This is a genomic window from Geothrix rubra (assembly GCF_030268065.1).
Taxonomy (GTDB): domain Bacteria; phylum Acidobacteriota; class Holophagae; order Holophagales; family Holophagaceae; genus Geothrix; species Geothrix rubra.
The window spans coordinates 17,642-31,375 of the sequence record NZ_BSDD01000003.1; the positions used below are offsets into that span (position 1 = coordinate 17,642).

A 13,734-nucleotide genomic window follows, 5' to 3' on the forward strand; every position below is an offset into this window, starting at 1 on the left:
AGGAGCCTGTCTCTGTGTCCTCTGCGGGTTTCTGTGTCCTCTGTGATCCTGCTTTCCCCGAGAAAGCCCACGGCCCCGCTACTGGGGCGCTTCCAGCAGGACGGGGACGACGAGGGGCCGCGACTGGGTGGTCTTGCGGATGATGCGCCGCAGGGCCTGGCGGATGGCTTCGCGGAGGGCCTCGGGGTCCCGTCGGACCTCGGCGGGGGCCTCCTCGAAGGCCTTCCGTGCCACGCCCCGCAGCAGCTCGCCGTAGGTCTCGTCGTCCGAAAGCATGACGAACCCCCGGCTGAGGATGGTGGGATCGGCGGCCAGGGCGCCCGTGGTCGGGTCCACCAGCAGGGTGGCGAAGACGACGCCGTCCTCCTGGAGGATGAGCCGGTCCTGCACCACGCGGGCATCCACCATGTGGTCCACGCCCTCGTGGACGAAGCACTTCCCCACCGGCACGGCCCCGGGCTGGTCCACGAGGCCGTCCTGGAACAGCCGCAGGCACTGGCCCCCGTCCAGCAGCGAGATGCGGTCGGGCTCCCAGCCAAGGGAGGCCGCCAGGGCGCCGTGGGCCCGGAGGTTCCGGTAGGTCCCATGCACGGGCACCATCTGGCGGGGGCGCACCGCGCGGATGAGGTCCGCCAGTTCTTCCCGCTGGCCGTGGCCCGAAGCGTGGACCGGGCCCAGGCCCTCGAGGGAGGTATCCGCGCCGAGCCGTTCCGCCGCATCCAGCATGCGGGAGATGGCCACCTCGTTGCCCGGGATGGCCCGGGCACTGAGCAGCAGGCGGTCGCCCGGCTCCATGGGCAGGCCCTTCACCTCCCGGCGCAGGAGCCGGGCCAGGCCGCTCAAGGGCTCGCCCTGGCTGCCGGTGCAGACCACCAGGAGTTCGGAAGGCGGGTACTTCGCCGCGTCCTTCACATCCAGCAGGATGTCGTCCGGCAGGGCCAGCCGCTTGAGGGAACGCGCCAGGTTCATGCTCCGTTCCAGGCTGCGCCCCAGGAGCACCACCTGGCGGCCGTGCTCGTAGGCCAGGTCCAGGAGCAGCTGGAGACGGTGGATGTTGGAGCTGAAGGTGGTGACCACCAGCCGGCCCGGGGTCTGGCGGAAGGCCGCATCCAGCCCCTCCCGGCAGGCGGCCTCCGGCAGCGATCGCCCGGGACGCTGGACGTTGGTGGAATCGGCCATGAGCAGCCGCACGCCCCCGTCGCCGAGCGCCCGCAGCCGCTCCATGCCGGTGGTGCGGCCGTCGAGGGGATCGGGATCGATCTTGAAGTCGCCGGAATGGACCAGCACCCCCTGGGGCGTGTGGAGGGCCAGGGCGCAGGCATCGGGGATGCTGTGGGTGACGGGGATCCACTCCGCCTCCACCTCGCCGTCCCCCACCGCCACCCGACCGTAATCCGGCACCGGATGGAGGAGGTCCAGGTCGAGCCCGTGCTCCTTCAGCTTCCCCTCCACCAGCCCGAGGGTGAAGGCCGTCCCGTAGACGGGCACGGGCCAGCGGCGCAGGAAGTAGGGCAGCGCGCCGATGTGGTCCTCGTGGCCGTGGGTGAGCAGCACGGCCTGGAGGCGGCCCGCGAAGGGCTCCAGGTAGGCGAAGTCCGGCACGATGGAATCGATGCCGGGCTGGTCGTCGGAGGGGAAGAGCTGGCCGCAGTCCACGAGGAAGAGGCTGCGGGCGCTGTGGACCACGAGGGCGTTCATGCCGAACTCGCCCAGGCCGCCGATGGGGATCAGGCGGAGCTCGTCCTGGCCCGGGGGCTGGTTCCAGTCGGTGAAGGCGGGGACAGTCGTGATCACGTTGGAAACACCTCAGGATGATGGATCAACAGGGAGCGTGTGGCGGACAACCACGCCGAAGGCGTGATTACTTCGGCGCGCAGCGCCGAAGCCAGCCCAACTTCAGATAATGCCTCGCCTGAAAGGACCCCCTGCCAGTTGTTGGCCAGGGTCTTCCGCCGATGGGCGAAGGACCGGTGCAGCACCGCGAGGAGGGCCTTCCGCTCGGAAGGGGTGGGTGCCTCGGCCCGCGGCTCGAACAGCACCACGGCCGAATCGACCTTGGGGGCGGGACGGAAGGATCCCGGGCCCAGCTTGGCGAGGCGCGTGAGGCGGGCGCAGAGCTGGGCCAGGACCGACAGCGGGCCGTACGCCTTGGTGCCGGGCTCCCCCATGAGCTTCTGGGCGACCTCCAGCTGGAACATGAGGACCATGCGCTCCCAGGGGACCCCCTCCGTCAGCATCCGGGCAAGGATGGGCGTGGCGGCGTTGTAGGGGAGGTTCCCCACCACGGACCAGGGCGGCCCTTCCGGCAGCCCGATCCGCACCGCATCCCCTTCGAGCAGGTGGAAGGAGGGCCGGGCCGCGAAGCGCTCCCGCAGCAGGGCACAGGCTTCGGGATCGAGGTCCACCGCCCAGAGGGGCCGCCCATCCGCCAGCAGGCGCTCCGTCAGCACGCCCGGTCCGGGGCCGATCTCCAGCAACCGCGGGGCCGGCGAAGCCAGGGCCGCATCCACGATGGTCCGGATGGCGCCTTCGTTCACCAGGAAGTTCTGCCCGAAGGCCCGCTTGGGCCGGAGTCGCTGAAGGGGGGAGGGGTCCTGCACCATCCCACCCTAGCACGCGAAAGGAGGCCCTTGCGGGCCTCCCTCGGTGGTTGCGCTGGGATCAGCGGACGGTGCGCCAGGTGCGCGGCCGGGGCAGGCGGTCCTTGACCTGGCCGAAGATGGTCTGGATCTGGACCTGGCTGGTGCCGGGGGCGCCGGTCCCGCCCGTGGACACGACGCCGGCCTGGTTCACGGACACGGTGCTGCGGGCGGAGAAGTTGGTGGCCACGCCGGACCAGGCGAACATGTGCCCACCCACACAGGGGCCGTTGTAGCTGTTGCTCACGGTCGTGGCGTTGCCCTGGTAGGTGGGGTAGAGCACGTCGCAGATGCGGTTGGAGCTCGTGATGCCGCCGCCGCCGGTGCAGGGGTCCGATTCCGTCGGGGTGAAGTAGGAGAAGAACATCGCCCCGCCCAGCACCATCGGTTCGTTGATGCCCTTGGGGATGTACCCGCCGCTCTTCGCGGGGAACCGGATGACGTAGCCCCGCTTGCCGTTCGCCAGGTAGAACGCGGCGTTCCCGGGAATGACCTCGGAGGGGGTGACGCCGGGCGCCGAGTCAGGCACCACGTAGAGGTCGCTGGGCGTGATGGCGGTCGCACCCAGCGAGGCGTCCTGGTTGTCGAAGAGCACGGAGACCTCATGCTGCGTGAGGCTGGCGGGGGGATTGTAGTCCAGGGGGTTGTCCCGGTTGCCGGAGGCCAGGGCGATGCCCACGGGGATGGCGCCGGCGGTGGTCGGCACGTTCCCGGTGAGGAAGGGCGCGGGCAGGGTGGTGATGAAATCGTTGGTGGTGCCTGCGTAGACCTTGCGGAGCGAGAGCTTGCCGCCCACGGTGCCGTCCTGGGTCCAGGCATCGAGGCTGCTGGTGTCGCGACGGTAGTAGTTGTTGTCGCTGGCCTTGGTGTTCGCCCCGGACCCCAGGGCCCAGAGGTTGCCGTTGAAATCGGTGAAGTAGGCCCGCTGGACGAGGCCGCTGTTGAGGAAGTATTCGAAGGGCACCACACCGGCGCCCACGGGGCCCATGCCCGAGGCGATGCCGCTCAAGTTGCCGTCGTTGATGAAATCCCAGGCCTGAAGGATGTTGCCGCTGGCCGCATCCACCGCCAGGGCGGAGCGCCCCAGCTTGGTGGTGCTGGAGAAGGCGGCATCGACCTGCGGGGTGCTGAAGCCACCGCCGAGGAAGAGGGCATCCCGGAGGTGCACGGCGGGCGAGCCGTAGGCCACCCGCCCCACCGCCAGGTTGGCAGAGGAGAAGCCCATGTTCTGGACGAGGGTCTTGACCAGGGCCGGGTTCGAGGACTCGATGCGCCCGTCGAGGATGCCCGGATTGGCCGTGACCTCGTCCGGCGAAAGCGCCCACGCCATGGCGGGGTTGAAGGGATCGTGGATGTCCAGGGCGTAGTAGCTTCGGCCGCCCTTTCGGAGCCCGAAGATCACCCGGGCCGTCTCGTTGCTGTCCACGGTGCCATTGGGGAGCATCGACCCGGTGGGCGCGAGGTCCAGGTGGTAGACATAGGGCGACCCGTCCACCATGAACCGGTGGGGGTTGATGCCCTGGAGGTAGTCCAGGTGGGACAGGAGGTCCGTGGGCACGAAGGCCCACAATTCATCGGCCACCCCCTTGGTGATGGGATTGAGGGGATCCGTGGTGTCGATCCAGCTGATCTCGCCGAAGGCGTGGAGCATGCCGGTGTTGGTGCCCACGAAGATCACCCGGAAACGCGCGCCCGGGTTGGTGGCGGCGGTCGCGAGGGTGGTGGGGAGCTGGCTCGTGACGGCGGGCGTGAGCGTGTATTCCACTGCCGAGGGCGCGCTGTCGATCACGTCGCCCATGATGCCGAGGGTGTCGGTCTTGAGGGGCGGGTGGGCGATGCGGCTGGGGTAGGGCGTCGCCGTGGAGCCGGTGTCGGCCCCGAGGACGAACTCGATGAGCTTGTTCTTGGCGTCGTCGTTCATCGTCGAGGGGCCCACGTAGGCCTTGATGGCGTCGAAGGCGGACGTGGAACCGCTGGTGGGGCGGTAGGCGAAGGGCACCAGGGGCGGGTTGGGCACGCTCGTGGTGGCCGGCAGGCGCGTGAACACCTTCCGGTTGGCCCAGCCCCGGGCGTAGAGGGCATCCGCAGCCGTCCAGGTGGCGGTGGAATAGTCGATCTTGGAGGCGATGGCGCCCGTCTGGTCCAGGATCATCGTCTGCCCGTTGACCTGCTTGGTCGGGAACATCAGCAGGTCCCCGGACCACACGGCCCCGCCGTTGAGGGGGATCTGGAAGTTGCCGAGGTAGATCTGCGAGGCGAGGCCCAGCCCCACGAAGGGCACCGTGGGCTTGGAGGTGGCGTTGTTGCTGGAGAGGGCCACGGTCGAGTAGAAGGCCGCGTCCAGGTTGTCCACCAGCGTCTGCGGGTTGGCGGCGTCGAAGAAGAAGACGCTGTTGGGATCCTTGGAATTCGGGTCGGAGGGATTGGTGAGGGTGAAGGGCTTGAGCTGGGTGATGTCATCCGCATGCACCCGGTCCGGGTCGCCGAAGGCCGCCGCCAACAGGAGGCGGTACTTGGGGCTGTTCGGGTTCGACGCGCTCCCGGCCATGCTGAGGCCCACGGTCATGGTGTAGATCGGATGGGGCTTGGTGAAGGTGGTGAAGTTCGTTCCCGACCCGCGGCTCTTGATGTAGAAGGGAAGCCAATTGGCGACGGAGGTCCCACCCCCGCTGGGGTAGGTGCCGGCAGCCGGGTAGGTGACGCCCGTCGGATCGATGAAATTGGTGATGTCCGGGCGACCGCCCCCCAGGTGCGCGGCGACAGCCGCCAGGTTCATGGGGTTCCAGTCGGTGCTGTTGGGGTTCATCAGGCTCGGATTGCCCTTGATGACCCCGTTGCCGGCGTTGGCGTCGAAGGTGGTGCCGCTGGTGCCGGTGAGGTAGGGGGTGTTCGTGTTCTCGCCCCCGCCGTCCGTGTTCGGGAAGCCGTCCGTGAACAGGATCAGGAAGTGCTTCATGCAGTCCACGGGCTTGTCCGTCCCGGTCTCCACGTCATTGAAGACATTGTTCGGATCGTTGAGCTGGGCCAGGGTGTTGCCCACGGCATAGGTCATGGGGGTGTTGCCGCCGGACTGGTAGGCCGCCAGGCGCTGAAGGCCGGTGAGGGAGTTGGAGTTCAGCAGGTACCAGCCCCGCTGGGCGCCCCCGTAGACGAACGAGGAGCGCGGATCACCGCTGGGCATGTTGGTGCGCGAATCGTTGTAGACCGTGGTCCCGTGGGTGTTCTCCTGGGAGACGTTGTCGGTGATGTCGTGGATGAACCGGTAGGCCCAGTACACCTGACCGTGGTACTTGGCCCAGGTCCGCATGGCGGCATCCTTCACCGCGGAGGCGCGGGTGCGGGAGGGGATGCCGTTCTTGAAGGCCACGCCCGCGGTCGTCGAGGCATCGGGGACATAGGGCGCGGAGGCGCTGCTGAAGAGCCAGTTGAAATAGGCGTTGCGGTAGACCACCCCGGTCATGGTGTAGCTGGAGAGGGGGACCGTCCCGGAGCTGCTCACCAGGGTGTTGCTGGGAATCCGGTACCGGGTGTCCATCTCGTACTCGGTGCCCGGGGCGGTCCCGGTGTTGGGATCCAGGATGGTCATCTTGAGCGGATAGCCCATGTACTGCTTCCGGTACTCGTTGGTGCCGGGGGTGATCGAGCTGTCGTCCAGGATGGTCCAGGGCACGGGGATGTCGAGGGTCCGCCCGTTCTTGGTGAACCGGACATGGGAGAGGCTCCGGACCCAGTTGCGCACGTCGGAGGATTTCGGACTGGCCGTCTCGCCCGGGAGGGCGGGGCTGCTGGCGACATAGTTCGCGTCGATGTTGGCGGCCGTCAGCACGCTACCATCCGGACGAATCAAGGGATTGGTGGCGCTGTTGCTCTTGGCCGTCAGAGTCGACCCATTGATATAGAGGGAGGCAGTGCAAACATAGGCGCCACCTGTGTAGGTCACGCTGAACTTCATGTTCGCGCCGCCGTCGCTGTCCGTGAGATCCGCGTTGGGGAAGTTGGGGTGGAACATGATGCTGTCCATGGACCCCGTGAAGTCGAAGATCGTCACGATCTCCGGCTTCAGCGTCTGCGAATTGGTCTGCTGGTACAGGTTCAGGAAGTCCGTCGGATCCTTCTGCAGCCGGGGGTCCAGCTGGGCGGAAAGGGGTGTGGACAGCAGGGCCGCCAAGCCGAGGGCGGCCAGGGTCCGGGCGAACAGGGGGCGCAGCATGGGTGCCATGGGAGACCTCTCAGGGGAGGGTGCGTTCACTGCTTGATGGTGGTGGAGACCCACATCTCGCGGCTGTTCTGGAAGTTCAGGCCACCGCTGTAGGTGAGGTTCGCGTCGGAGCGGATGGCCCAGAGGTCGGGCTTGAGGCGCTCGTCGATCTGGCTTGTGAGGACGATGGGGAGCTTGCCCATGCGCAGCAGCTGCAGGTCGAAGCTGCCGGTCTTGCCCGGGGCCGGGGTGTAGGTCATGGAGCTGTCGGTGTTGATGGTGTAGTAGCGGCCGCCCAGCTCGGGCTGGTTCCGCAGCTTGTCCATGGCGGCGATGAGGCCCTGGTAGCCGGTGGTGGCGTTGGGATCCACCGTGGGCCGGTTCTCCTTCTCCTGGATCATCCAGTAGATGGTGTAGTCGAGGCCGGAATCGGCGATCTCGCGAGCCTCGGTGCCCTGCCGGGAGGTGCCGGCCACGATGAGCTCCCGCAGGGCGTTCCGGGAGAGGGCCAGGGCGGCCACGGTGAGGAGCACCAGCAGCATGAAGGTCACCAGGATGGTGATGCCGCCGGCCTCGGGATGCTGAAGGGAACGTGGGGATCGAGGAGTCATGGTCCGTCTCGCGATCAGTTGAAGGAGAGGCCGAAGTGCCGGGGCACCATGTAGAGGGTCTGGGTGCGCTCCTGATAGTCCGCCGTCGTTCCGGTGGCCGTGTTCTCCGCGCGCTTGATGGCGGTCCGCGTGGTGAGGTCCACCCGCACGATGAGGGGTGTGTTCCGGAACCAGTTCGGATCGCTGGTGTTCGGCACGGAGGTGAGTCCGAGGGAGGTCAGCTGCGTGTTGATGGTGGACAGGATCCCGTTGGTCCAGCCCCCGCTGAAGTCGTTGGCCGCGAGCTTCCATCCGGCCCAGGTCTTGGCGGGGTCCCCCCCGGGATCCGGGTAGGCGCTGAGGTACACCTTGAAGCCGGTGACATCCTCCGCGATGACCGTCTCCTGGGTGGGCACGAAACCGCCCGTGGCATAGTCCCCCTGCTGGCGCACCAGGCAGGGGACCCCCACGGCGGGATTGGCGGGGTCGAGGGCCATGGACTTGATGGTGTAGCGGACCATCTGGGCCGGGTGCACGAAGAGCACCGGGGCCCCGCTGGTCGAAAGGGCCCCGTTGATGGTGGAGGGCAGGCCGGTCGGGAAGGATCCGTCCCCGGCGAAGTGGCGATCCTTGTTGAGGGGGTTCACCCCGGTGGGCAGGCCCTTCTCGTTGTCGGGGGCCGTATCCGGCTTGAAGGTCACGGTGGACCCGGAGGCGACCACCCCGGTGACGGCCATGGGGCCCCACTGGTCCTTGAACACCGCCACCAGACCGGTCCTGTTGTTGGCGACGGCGGTGTTGTAGTAGGTCTGCACCATGTCGGCGTAGGTGGGATCCTGGAATTTCACGACCAGGGTGGTGTCGAGCTTGGCGACATTGGCCTGGCTGCTCACCAGGTCCGCATTGGAGGTGGTGGCGAAGGTCGCGGCCCCAGATCCGCCGGTGGGGTCGAACAGGCGCCCCTCGAAGGGCAGGGCCTCGTCGTAGTAGAAGGTCAGCTGATCCGTGAGGGCCTTCGCGGCCGGCACGTCCGTGCCTGCGTAGGCCTGGTTGGGCAGGATGTAGAACCCCGGGTTACCCGCGCCGAAGGTGGGGTAGGACGTGAGGTTCACGAGGTACTGCCCCGCGGCGTTGAGGTCGTCGTAGAGCAGGTCCATGGCCATCCGGTTCCGCCGGCCGCTGCTCAGGCTCTCACTCGATTTGTAGAAAGTGTTCATGCTCGACTGGTACACCTTGGCCATGCCCGCCATGAGCAGGGCCATGAAAACCAGGGCGACCAGCAGCTCGACCAGGGAGAAGCCGTTCCGCGTCCCGCGCGGAGTCAGGGGCAGGCGCGGCTCAGGCATGGATCACCGTCCGGGTGAGGTTGATGGCATGCTTCACGTACTGTCCGGGGTTGGTGGGGTCGGGCGACTCGTTGAATTCCACGCGGACCCTGAACACGTCCGTGGAACCCGAGGTCCCGTTCCCGATCACCTGGCTGTCCACCCAGGTGGACACGGTGTAGTAGGCCCCGGCGGCGGAGGTCAGGGGCGTGCCGGCGAAATCGAAGTAGTCCACGATGGCGCCGCCCGGTACGGGATCCGTCGGTTTCACGCCGGGCGCCACGGGGGCCTTGCCGACATAGCGGGTGGCCCCGGTCGGCGCGCTGCTGAAGATCATCCCCAGGTAGGACTGCCGGGCTTCGGTGTTGATGCGCTCCATGATGCCGTCGGCCACCAGCACCGAGGTGGACATGCCCCGGCTGGTGGTGGTGGACCGGAGGGCCAGGGTCTGGAGGGCCGTCAGCCCGAGGAGCCCGATGGCCATGATGAAGGCCGCCATGAGGAACTCGACCATGCTGAAGCCGGCCTGGGAGGCGGATCCCGGCCCCGGCCGACGCGATGTGGATGGACGGATGCTCACAGGCGCCTCCAGGGCTCGGCGGAGTTGGTCCGGAAGAACTTGTAGACGGTGCCGCTGCCCGCAGGCATCACCAGGACGCCCACCGGTCCGCTGTCCACGGGTACGCCGTTCCGGAGACCGACCACGGCGATGAAGAACCCCTTATTCGCCCGCTTGCTGTAGCCGTTGATGACGGCGGTTCCGGACTTGAACAGGTTGCTGTTCGCACCGAGCGCCGCTCCAAAGGTGGGGTCCGTGGCGAAGGGGGGGAACGTCACGAGGGAGGCGATGGCGTTGTCGGACCAGCCGGTGCCGCAATCCACGCCGGCGTACTGGTGGTCCCGGGAGGTGGGGGTGAAGACGAAGTTGTCGGCCGGACCAGTGGACCCGGTGTAGGTGAGCGTGGCCGGCGTGGCGGCGGTCCAGTTGCCCGTGGCCGTGAGGGTGATGTCGCCCAGGGTGGCGGTGGTGCCCTTGTGGGCGGCGGCGATGACCCCCTCCAGTTGGTCCATGACCCCGTGGACGGCGGAGGCGGGACGGTTGCCGATCATCTGGACGGAGGCGATGGCCAGGATGCCCACGATGACCAGCACCACGAGGAGCTCGATCAGCGTGTAGCCGGAGGCGCGCTTCCAGGATCTGCGTGATTCCATGGTTCACCTTTCCGTTGGCTCAAGCATCGGCCGAGGGAAGGCCGAGGCCCAGGTTGAAATAAGAATTCGCGTGGAACGACTTGGAGAAGAATACCCCGCCTTGTCATCTGAGTGTCATCGGGGAGTGTAATGTTTTTTTACATCATCCGAATTGCATGGGATCCCGGTCGAGGCTGAGGGGACCCGCCGGTGGCAGGGGGGACCTTCGCAGCACCTCGCCCAGAGCCCCCCGCCCCCCCTTCAGCAGCAGATGCATGCGCCAGCGGTCCCGCACCCGGGGCACGGGCGCCTCCAGGGGCCCGAGCACGCGCAGGCCCGGGACGGACAACCGCTGGCGGAAGGCCTCGAGGGCCTCCCGGGCCTCCCGCGGCGTGTCCGCCTCGGCACGGTAGAGGGAGAGGGCCGTGAAAGGCGGGTAGCCGAGGCCTTCCCGGAAGGGCAGCTCCGAGGCCGCGAAGCCCTCGAAATCCTGGGCCAGGGCGAAGGTGATGGCGGGGTGGTCCGGCGAGTAGGTCTGCAGGATCACGCGGCCCGGCAGATCCGCCCGGCCCGCCCGGCCCGCCACCTGGGTGAGCAGCTGGAAGGTGCGCTCCGACGCCCGGAAGTCAGCCACCTTGAGGCCCTGGTCCGCGTTGAGGACGCCCACCAGGGTGAGCCTCGGGAAGGTGTGCCCCTTTGCGAGCATCTGGGTGCCCACGAGGAGGTCCACCTGGCCCTGCTCGGCCGCCAGCAGGCCCGCCTCCAGGGAACCGCGGCGCCGGGTGGTGTCCCGGTCCAGCCGCAGGATGCGGGCCCCGGGGAAGCACCCCGCCAGGTGCTCCTCGACCTGCTCGGTGCCCTCGCCCACGCCCCGCAGATGGTCGGCGCCGCACTCGGGACAGGCCTCGGGCGGCACGGTCTCGAAGCCGCAGAGATGGCAGCGGAGGCGGAAGTCGCCCCGGTGGTAGGTGAGGGAGATGGCGCAGTGGGGGCAGCCCAGGGCCTTGCCGCAGGCCCGGCACATCCAGAAGTTCTCGTAGCCCCGCCGGTTCAGCAGCAGGAGGGACTGCTCGCCGCGGGCCAGGTTCTCCGTGAGGGCCTGCATCAGCGTCGGCGCGAGGATCACCTTGCGGCGGGCGGCACGGAACGCATCGCGGAGATCGACGATCTCCACCTTCGGCAAGGTGACCCCGGCGGGCCGCTCCCGCAGCCGGAGCAGCTTGTACCGCCCGGTCTGCGCCGCATGCCAGCTCTCCAGGCTGGGGGTGGCGCTGCCGAGCACCACAGGGCACCCCTCGAGCTGGGCGCGCTTCACGGCCAGGTCCCGGGCGTGGATCCGCGGGTGCTCCTCGGACTTGTACGAGCCCTCGTGCTCCTCGTCCACCACCACCAGACCGATCTCGCGGAGGGGTGCCAGCACGGCGTTCCGGACGCCCACGAACAGGTCCGCCCCATTGCCCAGCAGCCGGACCACATCGCCGTGCTTCTCACCCGCGTTGAGGCCCGCGTGGCCGACGGCCACCCGGCCGGGGAAGCGGGCCTCCAGGCGATCCAGCAGCCGCGGGGTGAGCCCGATCTCCGGCACCAGCCACAGCACCCGCATCCCCGCCGCCAGCACCCGCTCGGCCAGGGCGAGGTACACCTCCGTCTTGCCCGACCCCGTGACGCCCTGCAGCAGGTGGACGCCGAAAGCGCCAAGGACCACACCTTCGAGGGCAGTCCGCTGTTCCGCGCTGAGAGCCACCACGCGGTCCCGGCCGGCCTCGCGCCGCTGGCCCAGGAGATCCATCCGTTTCATGCGCTCGACCAGGCCGCGCTTCTCCAGGGTGGCCAGTACGGAGGGGCCCACGGCTGCGGCGGCCAGCAGGTCCGGTTCCATCAGGGCCCCGCCCGCCTCCTCCAGGGTCAGCAGCACCTTGGCCTGGGCCGGCGTCACCCGGGGGGGGTGGGGCCGACCCGTGAGGTGGACCTCGGTGAACCCCGCCCCGCGCAGGTCCTGGCGGTGCAGCAGGGTCGGCAGGATCGAGGGATCGCGGTGCCAGGCCTCGCCCAGCTCCACGAGGCTGGCCCACCGGCCGCTGTCCCGGAAGAACGCCAGGCGCTGGCCGTCGTCCTCCGTCTCCCAGCGCGGCAGCAGGGCCTGGGGCAGCGCCAGGGGCAGCAGGTGGGCCTCCAGGCAGCCGTAGTAGCGGGCGGCGAAGGCCAGCAGCTCGCGAAGCGCGGGCGGCGGCAGCGGAAAGGGATCCAGCACCGCCTCGATCGGCCGCAGCTTCACCGCGGGCGTCCCCGGGTCCGGCCCCATGGCCAGGCCCACGGCGGCGCTGTTCCGCACCTTCACCCGCACCCGCACCCAAGCGGGCAGCCCCTCCGGCGCCAGGTAGGTGAGGGGCGGCAGGGGGCGGTTGAGCTGGACGAGCGTGGGGACGAGCGCGGGGGTCATCGGCCCCAGGTTACACTTGGCGGATGCTGGTCCTGGGTCTCGAGTCCTCCTGCGACGACTGTTCCGCCGCCGTGGTGGAGGAGACGGCCCATGGGCCGGTCCTGAAGTCCCTGGTGCGCAAGAGCCAGGACGGCATCCACGGCCCCTTCGGCGGGGTGGTGCCCGAGCTGGCAGCCCGGGAGCACCTGCTGCAGGTGCGGGCCGTCATGGCCGAGGCCCTGGCCAAGGCCGGCATCGGCCTCGGCGATCTCGACCGGATCGCGGTCACCCGCGGTCCCGGCCTGGTGGGCAGCCTCCTGGCCACCTTCAGCGCCAGCAAGGCCATTGCCTGGCGGGAGGGCATCCCCTGGGTGGGCGTCCACCACCTGCTGGGCCACCTCAACGCCGCCCGGTTCGCCGCGCCGGACCTCCCCTTCCCCGCCCTGGCCCTGCTCGTCTCCGGCGGCCACACGCACATCTACCTGGCGAAGGACTGGACCTCCCTGGACCTGCTGCAGAAGACCCGGGACGATGCGGCCGGCGAGGCCTTCGACAAGACCGCTCGGATGCTGAACCTGGGCTACCCCGGCGGCCCCGTGGTGGACACCTGCGCCAGCCGTGCCCCGCAGGCCGCCGACCCCTTCACGCCCCCGAAGTTCCGCGATGGCAAGGCCGCCTGGAGCTTCTCGGGCCTGAAGACGGCCGTGAGGCTGCGGGTGGAGCGCGACCCCCGCCTGGCGGAGGCCGGCGCGGAGGATGCAGAGGTCCAGGGCCTCTGCCGCAGCCTCCAGGAGGCCATCTCAGGCTGGCTGCTGAAGCCCGTGCCTGAACTCGCCCGGGCCCACGGCGCCCGGAGCCTCGTCATCAGTGGCGGCGTCGCCTGCAACTCCCGGCTGCGAGCCGACGCCCAGGCCCTGGCCGCCCGGGAGGGCCTGGCCCTGGCCATCCCCGAACCGAGGCTCTGCACCGACAACGGCGCCATGATCGCCGCCGCGGGCGCCCTGCTGCCGGTGGACGCCGACCCCTGGCCCCGGAACGCCGACGCCGACCTGAAGCTCGGAGCCTGACATGGACGTGACCCGCGAGGACGTGCTGCGCTGCGCCCGCCTGGCCCACCTCCGCCTGGCGGAGGAGGAGATCGAACCCATGCGGCAGGCCATGGCCCAGCTGCTCACCCACGCCGCCAGCCTGGATGAGCTGCCCCTGGAGGGGGTCGAGCCGATGCTGCCCGGCCAGGGCCGACCCCTGCCGCGGCGGGAGGACGAGCCCGGAGAGGGCTTCACCCAGGCCCAGGCGCTGGCCGATGCCCCCGTCCAGGACCGTGGCCATTTCGTGGTGCCGAAGGTGCTGTAGACCCCGACAGGAAACGGCC

At 69.2% G+C, this 13,734-nt stretch carries 10 protein-coding genes; 2 read left to right on the top strand and 8 right to left on the bottom strand.

The window, feature by feature from the left end:
- Positions 1–78 precede the first annotated feature (78 nt).
- The 8 genes from QSJ33_RS08050 to priA form a co-directional block, all read right to left on the bottom strand.
- Entirely contained in the window at positions 79–1,794 is a 1,716-nt protein-coding gene (locus QSJ33_RS08050; protein WP_285724381.1) for a ribonuclease J, read from the bottom strand.
- Positions 1,791–2,600 (bottom strand): 16S rRNA (adenine(1518)-N(6)/adenine(1519)-N(6))-dimethyltransferase RsmA, encoded by an 810-nt coding sequence (rsmA, locus tag QSJ33_RS08055; protein ID WP_285724383.1) that lies wholly within the window; start codon positions 2,598–2,600, stop codon positions 1,791–1,793. The genes QSJ33_RS08050 and rsmA overlap by 4 nt, the downstream gene beginning before the upstream one ends.
- Positions 2,601–2,661: 61 nt before the next feature.
- Positions 2,662–6,858 carry a pilus assembly protein gene (locus QSJ33_RS08060; protein ID WP_285724385.1) on the bottom strand — a complete coding sequence of 1,399 codons (4,197 nt, stop codon included), beginning with the start codon at positions 6,856–6,858 and terminating at the stop codon, positions 2,662–2,664.
- 26 nt (positions 6,859–6,884) lie between these two features.
- Positions 6,885–7,448 carry a hypothetical protein gene (locus tag QSJ33_RS08065; protein ID WP_285724387.1) on the bottom strand — a complete coding sequence of 188 codons (564 nt, stop codon included), beginning with the start codon at positions 7,446–7,448 and terminating at the stop codon, positions 6,885–6,887.
- A gap of 14 nt (positions 7,449–7,462) precedes the next feature.
- A complete protein-coding gene (locus QSJ33_RS08070; protein WP_285724389.1) occupies positions 7,463–8,773 on the bottom strand; it encodes a PulJ/GspJ family protein in 1,311 nt (436 codons plus the stop codon).
- Positions 8,766–9,266, bottom strand: a complete 501-nt coding sequence (locus QSJ33_RS08075) for a type IV pilus modification PilV family protein (protein ID WP_285724391.1) — start codon at positions 9,264–9,266, stop codon at positions 8,766–8,768. Before QSJ33_RS08075 ends, QSJ33_RS08070 begins: the two co-directional genes overlap by 8 nt.
- A 62-nt stretch (positions 9,267–9,328) precedes the next feature.
- Positions 9,329–9,964 carry a type II secretion system protein gene (locus QSJ33_RS08080; RefSeq protein ID WP_285724393.1) on the bottom strand — a complete coding sequence of 212 codons (636 nt, stop codon included), beginning with the start codon at positions 9,962–9,964 and terminating at the stop codon, positions 9,329–9,331.
- Between the two features lie 142 nt (positions 9,965–10,106).
- Complete coding sequence (gene priA / locus QSJ33_RS08085) at positions 10,107–12,383, bottom strand: replication restart helicase PriA (RefSeq protein WP_285724395.1); 2,277 nt, start codon at positions 12,381–12,383, stop codon at positions 10,107–10,109.
- Between the two features lie 23 nt (positions 12,384–12,406).
- Here priA and tsaD point away from each other — a divergent pair, with 23 nt between their 5' ends.
- The gene (gene tsaD, locus QSJ33_RS08090) at positions 12,407–13,429 is read left to right on the top strand and encodes a tRNA (adenosine(37)-N6)-threonylcarbamoyltransferase complex transferase subunit TsaD (RefSeq protein ID WP_285724396.1); all 1,023 of its coding nucleotides are present in this window, start codon (positions 12,407–12,409) and stop codon (positions 13,427–13,429) included.
- Between the two features lies 1 nt (position 13,430).
- Entirely contained in the window at positions 13,431–13,715 is a 285-nt protein-coding gene (gatC, locus tag QSJ33_RS08095; protein WP_285724398.1) for an Asp-tRNA(Asn)/Glu-tRNA(Gln) amidotransferase subunit GatC, read from the top strand.
- The last annotated feature ends 19 nt before the right edge of the window (positions 13,716–13,734 follow it).